The sequence below is a fragment of the Methylomonas sp. LL1 genome, assembly GCF_015711015.1.
GTDB lineage: Bacteria > Pseudomonadota > Gammaproteobacteria > Methylococcales > Methylomonadaceae > Methylomonas.
Genome location: NZ_CP064653.1, coordinates 2541961 through 2559450, shown reverse-complemented (window position 1 = coordinate 2559450; position 17490 = coordinate 2541961). Strand labels below are relative to the sequence as shown.

The 17490-nt window shown below is 55.2% G+C and carries 18 protein-coding genes; 10 read left to right on the top strand and 8 right to left on the bottom strand.

Translation table 11 applies throughout. The annotated features are described in order from the left end of the window. Positions 1-208: 208 nt before the first annotated feature. The gene (locus IVG45_RS11905; RefSeq protein WP_196434054.1) at positions 209-478 is read right to left on the bottom strand and encodes a transposase; all 270 of its coding nucleotides are present in this window, start codon (positions 476-478) and stop codon (positions 209-211) included. Between the two features lie 341 nt (positions 479-819). Here IVG45_RS11905 and IVG45_RS11900 point away from each other — a divergent pair, with 341 nt between their 5' ends. The 4 genes from IVG45_RS11900 (at position 820) to IVG45_RS11885 (ending at position 4913) form a co-directional block, all read left to right on the top strand. Next, positions 820-2970 carry an FAD-dependent oxidoreductase gene (locus IVG45_RS11900; RefSeq protein WP_196434053.1) on the top strand — a complete coding sequence of 717 codons (2151 nt, stop codon included), beginning with the start codon at positions 820-822 and terminating at the stop codon, positions 2968-2970. A gap of 3 nt (positions 2971-2973) precedes the next feature. Next, on the top strand, positions 2974-3591 hold the full coding sequence (locus tag IVG45_RS11895; RefSeq protein WP_196434052.1) for a TIGR04282 family arsenosugar biosynthesis glycosyltransferase: 618 nt from the start codon (positions 2974-2976) through the stop codon (positions 3589-3591). Between the two features lie 336 nt (positions 3592-3927). Then, the gene (locus tag IVG45_RS11890; RefSeq protein ID WP_196434051.1) at positions 3928-4263 is read left to right on the top strand and encodes a DUF1508 domain-containing protein; all 336 of its coding nucleotides are present in this window, start codon (positions 3928-3930) and stop codon (positions 4261-4263) included. Positions 4264-4322: 59 nt separating this feature from the next. Continuing rightward, positions 4323-4913 (top strand): hypothetical protein, encoded by a 591-nt coding sequence (locus IVG45_RS11885; protein ID WP_196434050.1) that lies wholly within the window; start codon positions 4323-4325, stop codon positions 4911-4913. Positions 4914-5321: 408 nt separating this feature from the next. On the opposite strand, the gene IVG45_RS11880 is transcribed toward IVG45_RS11885, so the two are convergent. Continuing rightward, the gene (locus IVG45_RS11880; protein ID WP_196434049.1) at positions 5322-6221 is read right to left on the bottom strand and encodes a LysR family transcriptional regulator; all 900 of its coding nucleotides are present in this window, start codon (positions 6219-6221) and stop codon (positions 5322-5324) included. Positions 6222-6357: 136 nt separating this feature from the next. Here IVG45_RS11880 and IVG45_RS11875 point away from each other — a divergent pair, with 136 nt between their 5' ends. Beyond that, positions 6358-6903 carry a carboxymuconolactone decarboxylase family protein gene (locus tag IVG45_RS11875; protein WP_196434048.1) on the top strand — a complete coding sequence of 182 codons (546 nt, stop codon included), beginning with the start codon at positions 6358-6360 and terminating at the stop codon, positions 6901-6903. Positions 6904-7051: 148 nt separating this feature from the next. Beyond that, positions 7052-8338: a pyridoxamine 5'-phosphate oxidase family protein gene (locus tag IVG45_RS11870; RefSeq protein WP_196434047.1), complete on the top strand. Its 1287-nt coding sequence runs from the start codon at positions 7052-7054 to the stop codon at positions 8336-8338. A 423-nt stretch (positions 8339-8761) separates the two neighbouring features. Here IVG45_RS11870 and IVG45_RS11865 read toward each other — a convergent pair whose 3' ends face one another. After that, positions 8762-8863 (bottom strand): hypothetical protein, encoded by a 102-nt coding sequence (locus IVG45_RS11865; protein WP_230874847.1) that lies wholly within the window; start codon positions 8861-8863, stop codon positions 8762-8764. 81 nt (positions 8864-8944) lie between these two features. Continuing rightward, positions 8945-9385 carry a hypothetical protein gene (locus tag IVG45_RS11860; protein ID WP_196434046.1) on the bottom strand — a complete coding sequence of 147 codons (441 nt, stop codon included), beginning with the start codon at positions 9383-9385 and terminating at the stop codon, positions 8945-8947. A 170-nt stretch (positions 9386-9555) separates the two neighbouring features. Here IVG45_RS11860 and IVG45_RS11855 point away from each other — a divergent pair, with 170 nt between their 5' ends. The 3 genes from IVG45_RS11855 to IVG45_RS11845 all read left to right on the top strand — a co-directional run bounded on the left by IVG45_RS11855 (position 9556) and on the right by IVG45_RS11845 (position 11027). Further along, on the top strand, positions 9556-9771 hold the full coding sequence (locus tag IVG45_RS11855; RefSeq protein ID WP_196434045.1) for a hypothetical protein: 216 nt from the start codon (positions 9556-9558) through the stop codon (positions 9769-9771). A 30-nt stretch (positions 9772-9801) separates the two neighbouring features. Beyond that, positions 9802-10494: a helix-turn-helix domain-containing protein gene (locus IVG45_RS11850; protein ID WP_196434044.1), complete on the top strand. Its 693-nt coding sequence runs from the start codon at positions 9802-9804 to the stop codon at positions 10492-10494. Between the two features lie 368 nt (positions 10495-10862). After that, positions 10863-11027: a DUF2956 family protein gene (locus IVG45_RS11845; RefSeq protein ID WP_330165357.1), complete on the top strand. Its 165-nt coding sequence runs from the start codon at positions 10863-10865 to the stop codon at positions 11025-11027. Between the two features lie 295 nt (positions 11028-11322). Here the strand turns inward: IVG45_RS11845 and IVG45_RS11840 are convergent, their stop codons facing one another. From IVG45_RS11840 to IVG45_RS11825, 4 genes are read right to left on the bottom strand one after another with little or no spacing between them, the layout of a single operon-like run. Continuing rightward, positions 11323-12486, bottom strand: a complete 1164-nt coding sequence (locus IVG45_RS11840) for an HlyD family efflux transporter periplasmic adaptor subunit (protein ID WP_196434043.1) — start codon at positions 12484-12486, stop codon at positions 11323-11325. A 9-nt stretch (positions 12487-12495) separates the two neighbouring features. Continuing rightward, positions 12496-13992, bottom strand: a complete 1497-nt coding sequence (locus IVG45_RS11835; RefSeq protein WP_230874556.1) for an efflux transporter outer membrane subunit — start codon at positions 13990-13992, stop codon at positions 12496-12498. Further along, complete coding sequence (locus tag IVG45_RS11830) at positions 13992-15554, bottom strand: DHA2 family efflux MFS transporter permease subunit (protein ID WP_196434042.1); 1563 nt, start codon at positions 15552-15554, stop codon at positions 13992-13994. Before IVG45_RS11830 ends, IVG45_RS11835 begins: the two co-directional genes overlap by 1 nt. Next, positions 15551-16459, bottom strand: coding sequence for a hypothetical protein (locus IVG45_RS11825; RefSeq protein WP_196434041.1), 909 nt, complete (start codon positions 16457-16459; stop codon positions 15551-15553). The genes IVG45_RS11830 and IVG45_RS11825 overlap by 4 nt, the downstream gene beginning before the upstream one ends. Before the next feature lie 103 nt (positions 16460-16562). Here IVG45_RS11825 and IVG45_RS11820 point away from each other — a divergent pair, with 103 nt between their 5' ends. Further along, a complete protein-coding gene (locus tag IVG45_RS11820) occupies positions 16563-17459 on the top strand; it encodes a LysR family transcriptional regulator (RefSeq protein ID WP_230874555.1) in 897 nt (298 codons plus the stop codon). The last annotated feature ends 31 nt before the right edge of the window (positions 17460-17490 follow it).

Here is a 17490-nt window from a genome sequence, read left to right as displayed (position 1 = left end):
GAAACGAAGCGTTAGCGAGTGAAGGTTGAGTAGTCCCTGGAAGCCGTAGCGCCGGGCGGTTTTTCGACTAGAAAAACTGCAAGGCATCGCGAAACGGCGTCGAGTCATGCGAGAGCCAAGGCTTTGATCCCCTTGTTGGGTCAAAGGCGAGGTGACGCGGACGGCCAGGGCCGCCGCAGGCAATCACGTGGCGGTGTAGGCGCGATTGCTAGCCAGGGATGGCTAGCAATCTTTCCCGCCGGAAGCCGACACTCGCCGACTTAAGGCGCTTGAGTTCATCGTACAGATGTTCATCGGTACGGACCGCTTTATTGCTGTCTTTGGGGCGACTGTATTTTCCTATCCAGGTATGCAAGGTATTGACGTTAATGCCAAGATCCTGGGCTACCTGGCTGATCGGTTTATCGGATTCATTCGCCAACTTGACGGCTGAGGCTCTGAATTCGGCTGTATAGGTATTGGGTTTTTCTTGGCTCATTTTGGATTCACGCTTTTTCAGGTTATTTTAAAAAGTGTGTCCGGTTTAGTGTAGCCACATCAAGGTATTGCACCAACCGAATACAAATTCTGGCTCCCAGCAATGCCTAGCAGATGCTAAAAACTCAAACCCCTTCTCTAGCCCGGGGAGGGAATATTTTTGCTGTAACGTGACGATGTTAATTAAGCCTGAGGAATTAGATTTTCTGAGCTTTTTGTCAGGAATTACCGGCAAATGCGACTAAAAGGCAAGCCCCATACTATTTAAGGAACACAGATGTTTAGTCAGACAATATGCAAACACCCATCGAAGCCTAGCCCTTTCAAGATCGGTAGCTCGGCATGAAAACTTCCAGAATTTTGTTATTGCTGGGCATTGCCACATTGATGGCGACGTTTTTTGCGTTGGATTTGCAGCACTATCTGACGCTGGATAACTTAAAAGCGCAGCAGACCGGCATCGCCTATTACCGTCAGACTCACCCAGTGCTGGCTATGGTAATGTATGCCGCGTTGTATATCGCGGTCACTGCGCTATCGCTGCCAGGGGCGACGATATTGACGCTGGCCGGCGGCGCGGTATTCGGTTTGCTGTGGGGTACGCTGATTGTCTCGTTCGCTTCCAGCATAGGCGCGACCTTGGCGTTTCTGGCGGCGCGTTTTTTGTTGCGCGACTGGGTCAAATCTCGGTTTATCGTCCGCTTAAAGGCCATTGATGACGGCGTGGATCGCGATGGTGCTCTCTATTTGTTTACGTTGCGCTTGGTACCGGTGTTTCCGTTCTTCATGATCAATCTGGCGATGGGTTTGACGCCGATCAAGGTGCGCACCTTTTACTGGGTCAGTCAGGTCGGCATGCTGGCCGGCACCGTGGTCTACGTCAATGCCGGTACCCAGTTGGCGAAAATCGATTCGCTGTCCGGCATCCTGCCTCCGGCTGTGCTGGGTTCGTTTGCCTTGCTCGGTGTGTTTCCATTAGGAGCGAAGAAAATGCTCGAATTCATTCAACAACGCAAAGTCTACGCTCGCTGGCCTAAACCCGACCGCTTCGACAACAACCTGCTGGTCATTGGTGCCGGTTCGGGCGGTTTGGTGTCGGCCTATATCGCCGGGGCGGTCAAAGCCAAAGTCACGCTGATCGAAAAGGACAAAATGGGCGGCGACTGTCTAAACACTGGCTGCGTACCGTCCAAGGCGCTGATTCGCTCGGCCAAGTTGCTGTCGCATATCAAACGCGCGCCCGAGTTCGGTATCGCCAAAGCCGAGGCCGAATTTGATTTCGCCGCCGTGATGGAGCGGGTGCAACAGGTGATCAAAACAGTAGCACCGCATGATTCCGTGGAACGGTATACCGAGCTGGGCGTGGAGGTCATCGAAGGCTCGGCCAAAATCGTCTCGCCTTGGGCGGTGGAAGTCACGACAGCCGAAGGCGTCAAAACCCTCACCAGCCGCGCCATCGTCATCGCCGCCGGCGCCCGGCCCTTCGTGCCGCCGATTCCCGGACTGGAAGACATCGAATATCTGACTTCGGATAACATCTGGAACTTGCGCGAATTGCCCAAGCGCCTGTTGGTGCTGGGTGGCGGCCCGATAGGCTGCGAATTGACGCAAACCTTCGCCCGCCTCGGCAGTCAGGTCACGCAGGTGGAAATGGCCCCGCGCCTTATGCTGAGGGAAGATGCGGAAGTGTCGGACATCGTCCAAGCCCGCTTCCAGGCGGAAGGCGTGGCGGTCAACGTCAACCATACCGCCAAGGAATTCATCGTCGAAAACGGCGAACACATTTTGCTGGCCGAGCATGACGGGCAAATCGTCAGAATCCCGTTCGATAAAGTGTTGATCGCCATCGGCCGCGCCGCCAATGTGCAAGGTTATGGCGTCGAGAAACTTGGCATTGCCTTGTCGCCGCGCAAAACCCTGGAAACCAACGCCTTTCAGGAAACCAACTATCCGAATATTTTCGCTGTCGGCGATGTGGCGGGACCCTATCAATTTACCCACACCGCCGCGCATCAGGCCTGGTATGCGGCGGTCAACGCCTTGTTTGGGCATTTTAAAAAGTTTCGTACCGATTACTCGGTGATTCCCTGGTCGACCTTTACCGAACCGGAAGTGGCGCGCGTGGGTTTGAACGAACAAGATGCGCAAACGCAGGGCATCGCTTACGAAGTGTCGACCTATGGCATAGCCGATCTGGACCGTGCCATTGCCGACGGCGAGGCCCATGGCTTTGTCAAAGTGCTGACTGTGCCGGGCAAGGATAAAATTTTGGGCGTCACCATCGTCGGCGAACATGCCGGCGACCTAATTGCCGAGTTTGTGCTGGCGATGAAACACGGCATCGGCTTGAATAAGATTTTAGGCACCATTCACATCTATCCAACCCTGGCGGAAGCCAATAAATATGTAGCGGGCGTCTGGAAACGCAATCACGCTCCCACGGTATTGCTGGAATGGCTGGGCCGTTATCACGCCTGGCGGCGCAAGGTTTAAGCGATGCAAACGCTTTTCCCCGATAGCGTGCTGCTGATTTTTTGCAAAGCGCCAATTCCCGGCCAAGTCAAAACCCGGCTACAACCGGCCTTGAGTGCCGAACAGGCTGCCGAAGCACACCGGCGGTTGACCTATATGACGCTGGAGCGGGCCTTCCAGCAGCCTTTATGCGCTGTTGAACTCCACTGCGCGCCGGATACCGATCATGAGTTTTTTCAGGATTGCGCGCGCCGTTTTCCGCTGACACTGAAGATGCAACGCGGCGCCGACTTGGGCGAACGCATGCATCGCGCCTTCGATGATGCGCTGGGCCGATACCGGCATGCGTTACTGATGGGTTGCGATTGTCCCAGTCTTTACTGTGACGACCTGCGTCGGGCACTGACGGCGTTACACGAAGGCCACGATGCGGTCATCGCACCGGCCGACGATGGCGGTTATGTCATGATCGGCTTAAACGAAGCACAACCGAGACTGTTCAGCGACATGAGCTGGGGCCATGACCAGGTCATGACCACCACTCGCAGCCGGACAAAGGAGATCGGTTTGAACCTGTACGAACTGGATAGCCAATGGGATGTGGATACTTATCCGGATTGGCTTTGTTATTCGGCTATGTAAAAATTATGAGCGTAACCCACCTTGATTCGCATTATTGCCGAGCGGGATTTGTCGGAATTTAGGCATAGGCTGCAAAGCGAGTTGGCCCATGTTTGATGAGGGCGGTTCACTGGCTAGCGGATCGCCGTCAATGTCGTGTAGCAAAACTGACAATTAGATGCCTGATGACATATTTCCTGTTGATTTTGAAATGTTTTTTATTGGCATAACGCTTGCTGCTGGATTTATAGCCTCTGCCTGCCACATTTAACTCTCCTCCTCCAGCGAACTTTTGGTTTAGTTTGTCAGGAATCGGGAGGCTAAACCCAATCCAACCGCCAACTTCCGGGACAGAACATGCCAGCCACTTTTCAACTTCAAACCAACGACGAAAATCAGTATTTTTTTAATTTCCTCAACAGTAAGGGCGAACTCATTCTGATGAGCGGCGATTACGGCAACAAGGAAGAAGCCCTGCAGGCCATTAAAGAAGTGAGAACCGGCTCCTTAATGACCAATCAGATTGCCGCTAGCAAGGTCCCCGAGGGCGATACTTTTTTTGTGATCAAGGATGCCGCCGGCGCCATCATTGTCAAAAGCGTTTTATTTAACTCCAACATGGTTTTCGACAACGCGCTGCACATTGTTAAAGACAACGCCTGCGTTGCCGAAATCGTCGATCTGACTCAGTAAACTAGGGATCGACGCGATTCATAAATTTTTTCCAGGTAGCGAAAACAGGTGACGGCGATATGGGAGTCGAACTCAAAATTGTTCGGGAATTGGCCACGGTTTGCGTCACTGCGAGCGAGCTGACGGCGATTGAAAATCTGATTAAAGGCGAACTGACCAAGCCGGCATTCGTCGAACAATTCGACAAAATGGCAAACTCAATCAAGGAGTGTTATGGCATAACCACCGCGAGTCTTCAGATTTGGCTTGCGATGACCACCGAAACCGAATTTTGCGAAAAATTCGATGCCGCCTATAGCAACCACAAAGCCACTTACCTCAGCATTTCCAACCGGCCGCGGGTGGCGTCCGAGCAGGCTTACTTGGCGTATATGCTGCTCCGGGAATTTAAGGAAACCCAAACCGCGTACCCTCTGTTGAAACTGACCTTCGCGCGTTTGGATGAGTTTATCGATAAATGGATTACCAACGATGCCTGGCTGGCGATGTCCATCGAGAATTTCGTAAAAATGTTGTATCGGTTTCTGACCGAGGTTGCCGAGCTTAAACAGAAAGACCCGACCGATGCATTTGCTATATATCAGGCACTGATGGTCGCGTTGCGTCCCTATTGCGCCTTGCTAGAAAGTGACTGCTCTCAATCAGTTTAAGGAAACGCTGAACAAGTTGATTCCGCTTATGGTTCCGATGCTCCGCGTGGGAACCTGCTCAGGGACGCTCTAGCGACCCGAACCGCAGAGCGGTTCAGGCTGCATTCCCGGAGCATGGGAATGCAGCCTGGAATGCGGGAAATTATTTTCAACCAAATCCTGAGTCTCGCGCTATTGCTCATAGTCATTCAACCACTTACTGTGCAAAATAATCGGCTCGGCGACGGATATGCAAGTTGATGAACCACCTCAAGATGCCGGTAGCCAAATATGCAAAAGCCACGATGCGCCAACTCGAAAGCACTGTCGCATCCTGGCGTGCGCTTATGCGGCGGCCCGATCCAGAAATTGGTTAAACGCCATTTCGGCGTATCACCTGGAACCTTCCGGCGTAGCTGAAATTTCCCGTCAATTCAGCGATAACTCCGCCCGCAAACGCTCCGCCATCAAGTCGACAAACGAGCGAATCTTGGCTGAAGAATGGCGGCCCTCGCGGTGCAGGATATGGACCGGAACCGACGAACTTTCGAACTCGCTCAGTACGATTTTCAGATTGTCGTTTCGCAATGGCTCGGCAATTTGATAATTCAGTAGGCGGGTGATACCCAGGCCGGCCATGGCGGCGCTGGCGGCTGAATCGTTATCGCTGACGCTCAACATAGGCTGTAGTTTCACCGTCAACGGCTGGCCATCGCGTCCGAAGCGCATTTCATTGGCAGGGTTTAAGCCGCGTGCCAGGATGATGTTGTGGTTGGGCAAATCTTCCGGAATCCGCGGAATGCCGTGAGTCGAGAGATATTCCGGCGAGGCGCATAACACCCGCCGCACCGAGCCGACCCGCAGCGCCCGGTACGACGAATCGGGCAATTCGCCGATGCGGATCGCCACGTCCACGCCTTCCTCCAGCATGTTGAGCACCCGGTCGACGAATAGTGCATTGACTTCCACATCCGGATAACGGCGCAAATATTCGACAATACCTGGCATCACGAATAAACGCCCGAACAGGACCGAGGCGGTAACGGTGAGCAGGCCGCGCGGTTCGACATTGATGCCCAGCGCTGCTTCGTCGGCTTCATCGGCCAAGGCGATGATGCGTTTGGCGTCCTCATAGTATTTCTGACCGGCCTCGGTCATGCGCACATAGCGAGTGGTGCGATTCAATAATTTAACCCCCAAGCGCTCTTCCAACGCCGCCACCGCACGCGTCACGGCCGGTGGCGACATGTGCAGCTTGCGGGCGCCGCCGGCAAAGCCCTCGGCTTCGACCACGGCGACATACACACTCATTAAATGTAAACGATCCATTGGTAATTCCAATTATCGCAATAGTTAATTGGAAATTATAGGTATTCTTAATTTTTGTGCAATAAGACACACTGTATCCGCCTGCTGAATTTAACCCAGGCATACGACAACCTATTTCATTTTTTGGAGAACACTCATGAGCCGTATTACCACCGTTAGCAACGAAATCGCCAATATCGAACAACGCAGCCTATTGGATGCGATCCAAGGCCAGTTGGGGATGGTGCCCAACTTTTTGCGGGTGTTCGCCCACTCGCCGGATGCCTTGAAAGCCTTCCTAGGTTTGTATCACATCGCCAACCACGGTTCGCTGGACGCCGCCACCCGCGAGCGCATCGCACTGGCGCTGGCCCAGCAGAACCAATGCGAATATTGCCTGTCCGCCCATACCGCCATCGGCCGCGATGCCGGTTTGAGCGGGGCGGAAATCGCAGCCAACCGGGCCGGCTCCAGCCAGGACGCCAAGGCGGCGGTGGCGGTTAAATTCGCCCGCGCCCTGGTCGAGCACAAGGGCGAGGTGACCAACGCCGAGTTGCAGTCCATGAGTGACGCCGGTTTTAGCGAGTCGGACATCGTCGAGGTGATTACCCACGTCGGCATGAATGTGCTGACCAATATCCTGGGCAAAGCCAGCAGGGTCGAAATTGATTTCCCAAAAGTGGCGTTAAAACAAGCCGCCTAAAGCTTGACCGGGCAGAGCGCAGGGATGGTGTTTGGCCCGGTTTATTGCGCTGAATGGAATTAAGGTATTGCAAATCATGACTATTCAACACAACTAATGATTGTGTCAGAGTAGCCATCAACATTTCATCCCGTCCGGAGTAAAGACCATGGCCCGCGCTTTTGCCAAAATCAGTTTTACCCCCGACGTGCAAGCGGTACAAACCGAAATGGGTAGCCGCACTGCGTATCGGGCCGCCGAACTCGGCGAGGCCGAGACTGTGGTGCTGAGCGCCTTCGAACAGGCATTCATTGCCGAGCGCGACAGCTTTTACCAAGCTACGGTCAGTCAAAGCGGCTGGCCCTATGTGCAGCATCGCGGTGGGCCGGTGGGATTCTTGAAAGTGTTGGATGAACAAACCATCGGTTACGCCGATTTCAGCGGCAACCGCCAATACCTTTCGGTAGGCAATTTATGCGGCGATGACCGGGTGAGCTTGTTACTGATGGATTATCCGCAGCGACAGCGCCTGAAAATCTGGGGTCGGGCGCGAGTTGTGGACACACGCAGCGAGCCGGCATTGCTGGAGAAACTGGAACTGCCCGACTTTCGCGCTCCGGTCGAGCGCGGTATCGTCATCCGAGTCGAAGCCTTCGACTGGAATTGCCCCAAGTACATCACTCCGCGCTACAGCCAGAACGAAGTCGAAGCGCTACTGGTTCAGGCTCGTCAGCGACAACCGGTGGTAGTGACAACGCATGCGCCAGCTGTTTTGGGAAACGGCGCATTGCCGTTGACCATCAGCGGGATTCGGCAATTGACGCCGCGTATTCGCGCTTACGAATTGCGCCATATTGGCGGCGAGCCGCTACCGGCGTATCGGGCCGGGGCGCATATCCGCGTGCCGATTGCGCTGCCCGACGGTAGCGTTACCTCTCGCGCCTATTCGCTGACCGACGCGTCTGGCGATCCGGATTGCTACCGCATCGCGGTGCTGCGGGTGGACGGTGGCGAAGGCGGCTCGTCGGCATTGCACGACGGCTGGCAAATTGGTACACGCCTCAACGTCGAAGCGCCGGAAAACTATTTCCCATTGCACGATGACGAGCGCCCGGCGTTGTTGATCGCCGGCGGCATCGGCATCACACCCATCAAAGCCATGGCAGAAACCTTGGCCGCACGGGGTGCGGATTTTCAACTGCATTACACTGGCCGTGCGCCGCGAGAAATGGCCTTTGTCAAAGACTTGCAGCGGCAGTTTCCTAATCGATGCCGGTTTTACTTCAGTCAGACACAAAATCCAACCCGGCCGGACCTCTCGGCGCTGCTCGGTAGCGCATCCGCCGATACCGTCATTTACGTCTGCGGCCCGACTCGCCTGATCGACAGCGTACGCCAAACCGCCCGCCGGTTCGGCATTGCCGACGAACGGGTGCAATTTGAAAGTTTCATTTAACCGAATGAGAACAGCATGATCACGCCATACGACATGTCGCTATCCGGCAACTGCCACAAAGCTTGCCTGTTGCTGAGTTTTTGACATTGCCTGCAGAGGCTCGATTGCCGGTAGATGCGCAGATTGGATTGAGCATACGGCTGTTATCAACCAATTGCACCAAAGAGTAGCTTAAAGCCGGGGCGGCCGCTGATATCAGGTTTAAGCAAGCGGGGACTTTGCCATGTGCGGTCGCTACAACTTGACAGCCAGTTCACAAGCCATCGACGATTTCCACCTAGTGGCAACTGCAAAACAGTAAGCTGCCATTCAAAATGTAGGTGCGACTAGCTTGCGTAATCGCACTTTTCGAAGCTATCGCCCCCTCCCTCGCTTCTGCAAATTTTCCTTAAAGCCGGTCATTTAACACCACGTTAATGCTTTTCAAATTACTAAAAAATCATTCACATTGGTTTCCATGACATCGGGCGTGATGAAATTGTAAGTATCGAACACCGGGCTGAGTAAATATTTATCCAATCCCATGCTAAACGCGTGCATGGATCGATTAAAGCTCTTATAAGGATCAACCGGGTTTGTGGCGATTGGAACAGTGTAATCGGACCTTTAAGCCCACTGTTTGACGAAAAAACCGATTAACAGCACCGAAAAACCGCCGATTTCGGCGACGGCAAGAACATTCAAAATTCTATAGTCCTTGGCTTTGTCTGGCGAGTCGCGCAGGCTGTTTTTACTGTCCGTGGTCATGCCCAACTCGACGTAATGCGCGATGGCGATGGCGAAAAACACCAATGGCGGTATCACCGCGACGGTGTTCAACCACCCTGGGAACGCGCTCAGCGCGGCAAACACCGCCAGTAACTGCGAGGAAAAGGCATACATCAGTGCCGCGCGGTGGGCGATATTGACATAATGTGGGGCTTCGGCCTGCGGGTGGCGGCGCATGCAGAGATATTTCCATAATCCGGTCAGCAAGCCCACCATGAAAAAAATGCCGGAAGCGCTGAGTGCGATGCAGGCGGCGGTAGTGCTTAGAAAAGTTTCCATCTCTATCTCCTGGGGATGAGTACAATGATTGAGGTACATGCAGTTTAATGGCCAGGCGGAATGTTTACTGGCCTGAAACGGCTCAAAAATTTGTCCAAAACGGCTGAACGATGGTTTTTTGAGGGGCGATCATGGTTGCGACATCATCATTCCCGCTGGCGAAAGCGGGCATGCTCTTTTCCACTCAGGACAGGCCCGCCACTGAACGCCGGGACTGGTGGCGCGAGGTCATTTGCCGCCACTACACCCAGGTCGAAATCGTCTCAAACTTGGCGGCGGATTATTATGGCGAAACCCGCATCCTGCCTTTGCCCGGCATGCAATTGTCGGCGGTTCGTTCCGGGGCGATTTCGCTCGCTAAACAAGCGCGCAGCCCCGAACGCTAGGATCAGGACGCTTATTTTGCGGTGCTGTTATTGTCCGGTGCCTATAGGCTGCGGCAGGATGGCCGAGAAGTGGCGCTGCAACCCGGCGACATGGCCATTTACGATGCCACCCGCCAGCATCGGCTTGATTGCGTCGGCGATAATTTCGCAAAATTGATTTTCGCCATTCCCCGGCAGGTGTTGCAAAACCGGTTTGCGACGGTCGAGCGCTGCACCGCGGTTCGCATGGCAGGCGATTCCGGCATCGGCGCTATCGTCTCGAACTTTTTGCGCGCATCGGCTCATCAACTCGAAGCTCTCCCAGCCGATGAGCTGGTCAAAATTAGCCATGCGACCATCGATATGTTGCTTTGGAATCTGAATACGATCAAGCTCGGCGGGCGGCTGTCGCCAAGTCGAGAACAGGCGCTGATACGCGTCAAGGCGTGTATCGAGCAGCAACTGCGCAATTCGCAACTCGATGCGGCGATGATTGCCGGTAAGGTTGGATTGTCGCCGCGTTACATCAATAGTCTGTTTGCAACTGAAGAAACATCATTAATGCGCTACGTGTTGCAGCGCCGTTTGGAATGTTGCCATCGCGAATTGTCGTTGGCGGGCCAAAATGGACGAGTCTCCGATTTGGCGTTTCGTTGGGGGTTCAACGATTTATCTCACTTTAGCCGGGCATTCAAGCAACGGTACGGTATTGCGCCGCGGCAGCTTAATCCTCCTAGCGCGTAGGATGACGAAAGGAATCGCATCATTCGCGATGGCTATGTCACCGTTAATTAATGAAGGTGAATGTGGATTGGATCTGGGATCGCCAATCACTTTGCCGGTACGAAACAGGTAGGGGGGGGCTTGTAATCAAGCATCCATAGCTAAACTGACAGACAGGTGTCCATTCAGCTGCTGTCACTGATGATCGAAACGCAGTCGTTTGTAATTGGCCGAACTTAATCCGTCAGGTGGCTTGAAGTATCTGCCTAATAGATGTCTGCTATCGTGGAGGGCAAGTAAAGCCAACTAATTGATCTGTTTTTACGGCAGATTTGGCCCATCTGAGTTTTGCCCTGTTTCCGCCATACGTGTCTTTGTCCTATGGTAAATTGACTGACCAAGTTCAGTATGCAAGTCTGAATGCAGAAAAAACTAAACATGACAAAAATCCTTATCAAAAGCCATCGCTCCAAACTCAGGGGAAAGCGTTAAAAATTGCCAAAAGCATTCAACGCCCGGTTCAAACCAAGCTGATTGCTCAAGGTATTCAGTAAGGTATTGATCTTTACAAAAGACAGGGCGCTAAATAAACATCGCAAAAAACCTATCGTCTGCCCGCTGTTAGATCAATCGACGGGAACTTGCCGAGTTTATTCGCTCAAAAAAACGCAGGTCAAACCGGTAATACCGCTTATTTCGGCAATCGATCGATAACGGAAAATTTGCAATAGACTTTCTTGCTAAGGTGATTTTTGAGAAAGTTTGTACCCATTGCAAATGTCAAATAGTGTCGTTCGCTCAGTCAACGGCAAATTGCTTGGATTGGGTACATTTATTGCCATAAATCGCCTAATCAGATAATCCGTTATCGGCAATGATGCGGCGTATCAATTGTTCGGCACCGCCCAGTTCATGGTCGTAGATGTCGGTGCTGTAGGCCTCGCCGGCTAATTTGACGCTGGATGCCAGTTGAGAGGGTTCGGATTGGCCGATCTTGATCCGGGTCAGGGTCGACAGGCCCGGTTGTAGCGGATTGTCTTGTAATTCTTGGTGATCCAGCGATATACGGACTTGCAGGCGTTCGGCGATATGAATGAAGTTGCCGGTGCTATTGTCGGTCGGCAACAGGGCAAAACTGCTGCCCGTGGCGGGGTTGATGCCTTGCACCAAGCCGTGATAAAGCCGTTCGCCGCCGTAGGCATCGACCCGAATTTCCGCCGCTTGCCCCGGGCGGATCGAGGCAATCTGGGTTTCCAGGAAATTGGCTTCTATCCAAACATCGTCCAGCGGCACGATGACCAGCAACGGGGCACCGGCTTTCAGATTGTCGCCGACCTGCACCTTGCGTTTGGCGACATAGCCCGAAATCGGCGCGATCACGTTGCGGCGCTGGTAGTCGAGAAAGGCTAGCCGCAGCCGGCTCTTGGCTTTTTCGACCGCCGGATGATCGCTGATGCGGGAGTTTTTCATCCGCGCCTCGACGCCGCTTTGTTCGGCGCGGCTTTCACGTATAGCGGCTTCCAATTCGCGCAGTTTGTCCTGGGCATTTTGTACCTGCTGCTCGGAAGCCGCGCCATCCTTGGCCGCGGCCGTAAAACGCTCCAGGTCGTGGCGCACCTGATTCAACGAGGCTTCGCGGGCCAGGATACGCTGTTTCAGCGTTTCGATCTTTGCCTTCAGGGTGACGATGTCGCGCACGGTTTCCGCCAGCTCGGCCTCGGCCTGTTGCAGCGCGATCAGAGTATGCGCGCCGTCCAGCCTGACCAAAACTTGGCCTTTTTGTACTCTCTGAGTGTTTTCGGTCAACAATTCCACCACGGTGCCGTCGCTTTGCGCCTTTAACGTGACCAAATGGCCGGCGACAAAGGCATCGTCGGTGCCGACCCAGCCGCGATTGTTCAGCCACCAAATAATCAAGCACAGCAGTCCGGCCAGCAATAATGCCAGCGTCATTGCTTTCAGACGGCGGTTGCGTTGCCGGAGGATTTCCCTGGGGCGTATCTTTTTTTGCATGGGTCGCGTTTATGGAGTTGAAGTGCGGGCATTGATCGCTTGGTCATAACCGCCGCCCAAGGCCTTGATGATGAGGACAGCGGCCTTGCGCCGTTCGGCCTCCAGCGACAGCAAATGTAGCCGCTCGCGGTTTTCATCGATGCGAGTCCGCAGCGGTTGCGCGCGGTCGCCAAGGCCGGTGCGGTTTAGTGTCTCGCTAAGCCGGTGATTTTGCTCGGCGTCGGCCAGACTGTGCCGTTGCTCGGCAAGACGAGTTTCTAGTTCGCGCCAGCGGTTCAACGCGTCGGCCACTTCCTGTACCGCATGCACCAAGCCGGCGTTATAACGTTCGACGGCGGCATCGTAGGCAGCTTGACGGTGGCTCAGATTAGCGCGCAAGCGGCCGCCTTCGAATAGCGGTAATTCGATCGACGGGCCGACTGCGTAAGCCAGACTGGAGCCTTGCAACAGGATGTCGGTTAGACTGACGCTGTGCAGGCCGGTGAAGGCGATCAGGTTGACGTCGGGGTAGAACGCCGTTTCGGCGACCTTTATTTCCTCGGCGGCGGCCTCGGCATGCAGCCGGGCGGCGGTCAAATCCGGTCGCCGTGCCAGCAGGCGTAGCGGTAGGTCGGTTGGTAGCGGAATTTGCTGTGGCGTCATGCCGGCTTCGACTTGTAGGGTTCGGCCCCAATCGCTGCCTTGGCCGGCCAGAGCCGCCAGCAGATTTTTATGCAATTCGATTTCGGCGCGGATACCGGCTAGGCGTTGTCGAGCGGCATGCCATTCCATCCGTGCCCGCAGCAGAGGCTCCTGATTGCTCAGCCCATTGGTGAGTCTGGATTGTTCCAGTGTTGACAAGGCTTCCCGGTCGACGGCGATATGCTCGGCAAGCGCCAGTTTGTCGTTCGCGGCCCGCAAATCGAAATAGGCAGCCGCTACCGTGGCGGCCAGTAACATCCGGGCATCGGCCAGTTCGGCGGCTACCGCCAGCGAACGGCCGACCGCCGCTTGCAATGCCGCCCGATCCTGGCCCCAAAAATCCAGGTGATAGCGCAGCAGTAATGGATTGACAAGCAATTGCCGAAAATCCTCGCCGGCGAATTTGGCCTGAACGCTGTTGGCTGAATAGCGCTGGGCGCTGAAGCCGACATTGGCGACGACGGTGGGGTATAACTCCGCCGCTTGGGCATCGACCAATGCCTGCGATTGCCGCAACCTGGCCTCGGCGGCCTTGAAGTCCGGGTTACCGGCTAGGGCGGTTTCGATCAGACGGTTCAGGCTGGGATCGGCGAACACGGCCCACCAGTCCTGTTGCGGCCATTGCGCACTGCTTGTTAATTCGGCGCGTGCCGATTTTAGAGTTTCGCTCATTTCGGGCATGGCCATTATCGACGCGCGCTGGCTGTCCTCGCCGAACCAAGCGCAGCCGACCATAAACGGGATAAGCGCCGAGATAGTCAAACGATCGACGACGCGCGTTACCTGACGCGAAACCTCCTTAACGGAAACAGGCCAAATCCGCATCAGGCTTCCTCGACCACGATTTCTTGTTGCTCGCGGCGCAAGTCTTCGCGCGAGCTAATCTTGACCGGTGTCCGGGTCGGGTGAGCGAACCAGACCAGTATTGCCAGCCCCACGAAGGCGCAACCGGCCAGCCAGAAGGCGTCGTTGAGGCTGTGTATCATCTCGGCCCGTCCGGCCAGCTTGGCGAATTTGGCGAAGGCTTCGGCTTCGTTTAAGGTTTGTAGGTCCAGGGGAGCCGCACCGAAAGCGACATGATTTTCGGCGAAACGGGTCATGTGTAGCGGCGCGCGGCGGTAGAGTATGATGCCTTGCAAGGCGATGCCGATTGCTCCGGCGGCGATGCGCATCAGGCTAGCCAGTTCCAGCGCTCGCCACTGCCTTTCCGGCGCTAGGCCATGCAGCAGCAAGGTGGTTAGCGGCACGAAAAAACCGCCTAGACAAACGCCCTCCAGCAGCTTGGGCCAAAATAGCTGGTCGAATGCATCCGGGTCGTCGAAGCGGCTCAGCCAGAAATAACACAGCGCGAAACCGAGTAGATTGGCGCTGGCCAGCAGGCGGGCGTCGTAGCGTTTGACAATTTCGTGGAATACGCCGGCCATTGGTTTGGCGAAAATCGCCATCGGCAGAAATACCAGTCCGGCCAGCAGCGAGGAATAACCCAGCGTCGTTTGTAACTGCACGATCAACATCGACAGCAAGCCTTGAAACATCAAAAACCCGAACAACAGCGCCACTATGCCAATCGTGAAGTTGCGCCGGGCGAACAGCCGAATATCCAAAAATGGACGGCGTAGGCTCAGTTCCCATATCACCCAGTAACCCAGTACGGCGGTCACGAAAATGGCGAGGCCGACCAGATAGCTGGAATTAAGCCAGTCCCAGTCGTTACCCTGATTTAGAAGGGTTTGTAAGCCCAGCAACGCCAAACCGAGCAGGACGAAACCGACGCCGTCGAAACGGTGCCGTTGCCGTGGGCCGCCGCGCCGGTACAACAAGGCGCCGACGACGCCGGCAATCGTTAGCGCTAGCGGAATGTTGAACCAGAACAGCCAGCGCCAACCCAATGTGTCGGCGATCCAGCCGCCCAATGGCGGACCTAGCGTGAACGGGGTCAGGGTAAACAGGCTCCAGACGCCGGTGCCTATGGATTTGTGTTTATCCGGGTATTCCTTGATCAGTAGTGCCTGTCCCAGCGGTAATGTCAGGCCGCCGGAAAAACCCAGCAGGATGCGAGCCGCCAGATAACCGTAAAAATGAGTAGCCTCGGCGCAGACCCAGGAGGTCAAGGCAAAAATCACAAAAGCCAGCACGAAGGGCCTGTATTCGCCGAATCGCCGCGCCAGCCAGCCGCCAACCGGGAAGGCCAGCGCCAGGCCGATCATGTAATCGGTCTGGGTCCAGGCCGCGAAACTGAGCGGAATACCCAAGCCGCCGGCCACGCGCGGCAACATTGCGATATAGGCGCCGGCGTTGAAAATCACCAGCGCGTGGCTGACACCCAGGCAAAAATTGAACAGCAGGAAGCGCCAGCCGCGCAGTCGTTTACCGAGGACGGTGTTCATCGTGCGGCGACCGGCTCGGGCGTGGAGGCCTCGGGCCAGCCGATGTCGCTCAAGGCCTGATTCAATAAACGAGTACCCATTTCGGCGATCCTTCTTTTGAAGGCTAGGCTATCGGAATCCAGCGAGGCCAACGCGGCATCGTCGACCATAAAGGTCTCGGCGCGAGCGCGGGCGATGACCCGGTGAGTCGCGGGATTGATCAGCTTCAACAGGAGCTGAAGCGAAGTTTGGCCTTCGAAGATTCGATAGCCGCCAATGCCGACTTCCAATACCGCATCGGCATTACCCGTTAGTCGATAGTCGGCGGGTGACAGGTCCAGGGCATACCAGACCTGGATGGCGTCATGCCAGTGATTCAAATTGGCGTTGCGTTCGCCGGCGGCCATCGGTAGCGGATAAAAATCCCGGCCAAGGCTGGCGTTGACTTGCCGCGCGGCCAGCCAGGCTTGGGCCAGTTGCGCCATCGCGCGCGCCGGTGTCCATTCCGGTTCGGTTTCGGCGGCCAGTGCCATTCGCGGCGCCGTATCGTCTTGTTCTATCGGCGTATTTTGAGTGTCGTCCTGGCTGATCAAGCCGGCGATAACGATACCGGCCGCATTCCGGTAGCGATTTGTCCGAAGGGCGACCGGCATCGCCATGTTTTGATAATGACGATAGGCCGGTATTCGATGTTCGAGCGGGTCCGGAAACACTTCCAGCGGCGGCGATTCGACCGGCACGATCAGTAGTGACCGCAGTTTGCCGAGTTCGGCGGCGGGCGGTTTCAGCGTCGGCGCCCAACAAGCGTTTAACAGCGTGATGAGTATCAGCCAGATGCCCGATTTTTGGATCGGAAGATGCCGAGGTGGTTTTGATAATTCGGGATGAATGGCGACGGCTCCCGTCATGGATGGCCTTTGTTTCATCTGGCTTCTCCGTTGGTATGGGGTAGGGGGCTTGGCAAAGATTTGGCTGACTCAGTAGCGATTCACTATAGTTTGTGTTTTTATATAAGGCAAACGACATTTATTGAACTTTAATATCGATAAATCCGATACCAAAAACATGGACATTGATCAGATCAGAACTTTTTTAAGCGTTGCCGCCAACGGCAGTTTTCAGGAAGCCGCTAATCGGTTGTATGTAACGCAATCGACCGTCAGCATGCGTATTCAACGGCTGGAGAGTTATCTAGGCGTGCCGTTGTTCGTGCGCAATCGAGCCGGGGCGAGTTTGACCTTGCAAGGCAAACGCTTCATGCGGCACGCCAAATCGTTGTTGCTGACGCTGGAGCAGGCGCGGCATGACATCGGTCTGCCCAGCCGATTTCGTTCCAGTATTTCCATCGGCGCGCGGATTGCGCTTTGGGAAAGTCTGCTGCCGGAATGGATAGGTGTGTTGCGCAGGCAGGCGCCGGATCTCTCGATCCGTAGCGAGATCGGTTTTGAGGAGGATTTGATGCGTGGCCTGATCGAAGGCGGCCTGGACATCGGCATGATGTATACGCCGCAGCACAGTCCCGGTTTACAGGTCGAGCATTTATTCGACGAAACGCTGGTGTTGTTGAGTAGTGATCCGGACCGGCCGTGGCCGAACGATGATTATATTTATGTGGACTGGGGGCCGGGATTCTATGCCCAGCACGGCAATCACTACCCGAATCTGGAGCGACCGGCGCAGGTGGTGAATATCGGCTGGTTGGCGGTGCAACTGGTGTTGCGTAATGGCGGTTCCTGCTTTTTGCCTATCCGGCTGGCCGAACCGTGGCTTGCGGCCGGCAAGTTGTTTCATGTGGCCGAAAGTCCGCGATTCACGCTGCCGGCCTATATGGTTTCGCCGCGCGATAGCGATTCGGAGATATTGCAACATGTGATCGCTCAGCTAAGAGCGTTGGCGGCGATTGAACGGCAAAAAGACTATTCATAATAGTGCGCGCCAAGCGAGCGGCCGGGGGATT

Excerpts from the sequence above, each read along its gene's own strand:
- IVG45_RS11905 (WP_196434054.1), bottom strand. The coding sequence starts at position 478 with ATGAGCCAAGAAAAACCCAATACCTATACAGCCGAATTCAGAGCCTCA.
- IVG45_RS11900 (WP_196434053.1), top strand. The coding sequence starts at position 820 with ATGAAAACTTCCAGAATTTTGTTATTGCTGGGCATTGCCACATTGATG.
- IVG45_RS11895 (WP_196434052.1), top strand. The coding sequence starts at position 2,974 with ATGCAAACGCTTTTCCCCGATAGCGTGCTGCTGATTTTTTGCAAAGCG.
- IVG45_RS11890 (WP_196434051.1), top strand. The coding sequence starts at position 3,928 with ATGCCAGCCACTTTTCAACTTCAAACCAACGACGAAAATCAGTATTTT.
- IVG45_RS11885 (WP_196434050.1), top strand. The coding sequence starts at position 4,323 with ATGGGAGTCGAACTCAAAATTGTTCGGGAATTGGCCACGGTTTGCGTC.
- IVG45_RS11880 (WP_196434049.1), bottom strand. The coding sequence starts at position 6,221 with ATGGATCGTTTACATTTAATGAGTGTGTATGTCGCCGTGGTCGAAGCC.
- IVG45_RS11875 (WP_196434048.1), top strand. The coding sequence starts at position 6,358 with ATGAGCCGTATTACCACCGTTAGCAACGAAATCGCCAATATCGAACAA.
- IVG45_RS11870 (WP_196434047.1), top strand. The coding sequence starts at position 7,052 with ATGGCCCGCGCTTTTGCCAAAATCAGTTTTACCCCCGACGTGCAAGCG.
- IVG45_RS11865 (WP_230874847.1), bottom strand. The coding sequence starts at position 8,863 with ATGGGATTGGATAAATATTTACTCAGCCCGGTGTTCGATACTTACAAT.
- IVG45_RS11860 (WP_196434046.1), bottom strand. The coding sequence starts at position 9,385 with ATGGAAACTTTTCTAAGCACTACCGCCGCCTGCATCGCACTCAGCGCT.
- IVG45_RS11855 (WP_196434045.1), top strand. The coding sequence starts at position 9,556 with ATGCTCTTTTCCACTCAGGACAGGCCCGCCACTGAACGCCGGGACTGG.
- IVG45_RS11840 (WP_196434043.1), bottom strand. The coding sequence starts at position 12,486 with ATGCAAAAAAAGATACGCCCCAGGGAAATCCTCCGGCAACGCAACCGC.
- IVG45_RS11835 (WP_230874556.1), bottom strand. The coding sequence starts at position 13,992 with ATGCGGATTTGGCCTGTTTCCGTTAAGGAGGTTTCGCGTCAGGTAACG.
- IVG45_RS11830 (WP_196434042.1), bottom strand. The coding sequence starts at position 15,554 with ATGAACACCGTCCTCGGTAAACGACTGCGCGGCTGGCGCTTCCTGCTG.
- IVG45_RS11825 (WP_196434041.1), bottom strand. The coding sequence starts at position 16,459 with ATGAAACAAAGGCCATCCATGACGGGAGCCGTCGCCATTCATCCCGAA.